The organism is Streptomyces iakyrus (assembly GCF_000717055.1).
GTDB classification, from domain to species: domain Bacteria; phylum Actinomycetota; class Actinomycetes; order Streptomycetales; family Streptomycetaceae; genus Streptomyces; species Streptomyces iakyrus.
The window spans coordinates 1-1,864 of sequence record NZ_JNXI01000064.1 but is presented as its reverse complement, the minus strand read 5'-3'; the positions used below and the strand labels follow the sequence as shown (position 1 = coordinate 1,864).

General features: G+C 67.1%; 3 protein-coding genes. 2 read left to right on the top strand and 1 reads right to left on the bottom strand.

From position 1 onward, the window contains the following. The first annotated feature begins 222 nt into the window (after positions 1–222). Positions 223–549: a hypothetical protein gene (locus tag OO68_RS41505; RefSeq protein WP_157852833.1), complete on the top strand. Its 327-nt coding sequence runs from the start codon at positions 223–225 to the stop codon at positions 547–549. Between the two features lie 34 nt (positions 550–583). Then, positions 584–1,015, top strand: coding sequence for a hypothetical protein (locus tag OO68_RS41500; protein ID WP_157852832.1), 432 nt, complete (start codon positions 584–586; stop codon positions 1,013–1,015). 53 nt (positions 1,016–1,068) lie between these two features. Here the strand turns inward: OO68_RS41500 and OO68_RS41495 are convergent, their stop codons facing one another. Next, entirely contained in the window at positions 1,069–1,626 is a 558-nt protein-coding gene (locus OO68_RS41495) for a hypothetical protein (RefSeq protein ID WP_157852831.1), read from the bottom strand. Positions 1,627–1,864: the final 238 nt, after the last annotated feature.

The window sequence follows — 1,864 nt, the reverse complement described above, 5'->3', positions numbered from 1 at the left end:
GCTCATTGACCTCGCGCATCCCTGCATCGTCGCACCAGCACCCAGTGGCTCAGTCCGCCGGGGCGCCGGCACTTCGATCCACCAATCGAGATGACCTCTAAGGACCACCGCAACGTCCGAGACGCTCAGTGGGACGTCCTCCGCGCCGTGTCCGGAATGGACGAGCGGTCGCGCATTGTGCAGTGGCGCGACGCCGGCCACGGACAGGTCAAGGACGTTCGCATGGACGACATTCCGGCGCACATCCTCGACGTCATGCGGTCCGGCGCCTACGACGTCGAGTTCGTCGTGTGGCTCGCGCAGAGCGGCGCCGGGTACGTCCCGACGTCGTATGACGACCTGGAGTTCCACGTCACGGCGTCGACGAAGCCTGTCGCGTACGACGATCACGGCCCCCTCGTCGACCTCTCCCCGCGTGTCCTCCCGCCCCGTGAACCCCGCCCGGCGCAGACCTGCACGCATTCCCGCACTCCCCACCTGGACGCGTCTCAGCCAACGCCGGTGAATCCGAAGCCGAACGCCGCTCATTCGGACCGCGAATACTTCTAGGAGCAATCATGAGTGCGCTCACCCTTGAGCAAGAGTGCGACAACGCGCTTACTGGGCGTGGGAACTCCTGCTGGACTGGACGATGAACACCTTCCGGGTGCGGTACCCGCGCTCGTTCACGGAGATGCTCGGCTACAGCAAGGGGGCGGTGTCCTGCTGGCACCTGCACCCGGACATGGTGGAGTCCCTGACTGGGCTGATGGCGGCCTGGAACTGGGCTTTCCGTGATCCGGAGTCCGGTCCGCTGCGGGTAGCTGAGTGGCTTGGCCGCTGGCTTCCCGACGGGGTCAGGCAGGGGCAGTTCATCCTGGCGAAATGCAAGCTGGAACCGAACAAGGTGGACCAGTACGGCAGGCCCGACCCGTACGCCGGGTACAAGGACCCGATGGAGAACAAGAGGACGGATCCGCCGGAGGATCTGCTGCGGCATATCCACATGTTGAAGACGGGCGAAGTTCTCGGCTGAGCACGGTAACGACAGAGGCCCGGACCGATGGTCCGGGCCTCTTCGCGTGTACGTCAGGCGGCGGCTGGCGGCACCGGCCGGTTCTTCCATGCGGAGGTCGCCCACCGGACCGTGTCGCGAACTGCCAGCGCGTAGTCCCGATCGATGTCAGGCCAATCGTTGCCTTCCAGCCGGTCTACCCCATGAATCTCTTCCCGGCCGACCTGGCGCACGGTGTACGGGTAGTCGTGGGTTTCCCCGCTAATGGGTGCGCTCTGCAGCTCCCCCAAGAGACAGGCGGACACGGCCCATACTCCTTGAGCGAATGTGCCGGGCCGTCGCACCTCGTACTCGTCCTCGTCCAGTTGCACGCGCGCGGGCTCGCCGGCGTGGAACTGCCTGGCGGCATCGTCCCGGAGCGCTTCCAGCTCCGCCCGCGTCCGCAGGACTCCCCCTGGAAGTCCTGGAGTGCTCGGGGCCGGTGCTGGAATCGGGGTGCGCCCGTACTCGTGGCCAGGCCAGGACGGCGTCACGCCGGGAAGGATGGTCGGCTTCCCGGTCGCGGGCGGCATAGCGTCCTCAATGGACGGGTGGAGCTGGCGGGGGCGCCACGGGTCGCTGTTGCTGGCCATGGTATCGACGGTAGCCGTGGGCACTGACACGGGGCCAGTGGCCCAGGCCTCGACCGTGCGCATGGCGCACACCATGGACGGCGCCTGTCTCGCACGGCCGCCGATCGCGCCCACCGGCCTCGTTCCGGCCCCTCACTGACTAAGAGGTCATCTCGATTGGTGGATCGAAGTGCCGGCGCCCCGGCGGACTGAGCCACTGGGTGCTGGTGCGACGATGCAGGGATGCGCGAGGTCAATG

What these genes read in the sequence shown, in the direction of transcription:
- OO68_RS41505 (WP_157852833.1), top strand. Translation starts at nt 223, where the DNA reads ATGGACGACATTCCGGCGCACATCCTCGACGTCATGCGGTCCGGCGCC.
- OO68_RS41495 (WP_157852831.1), bottom strand. Translation starts at nt 1,626, where the DNA reads ATGGCCAGCAACAGCGACCCGTGGCGCCCCCGCCAGCTCCACCCGTCC.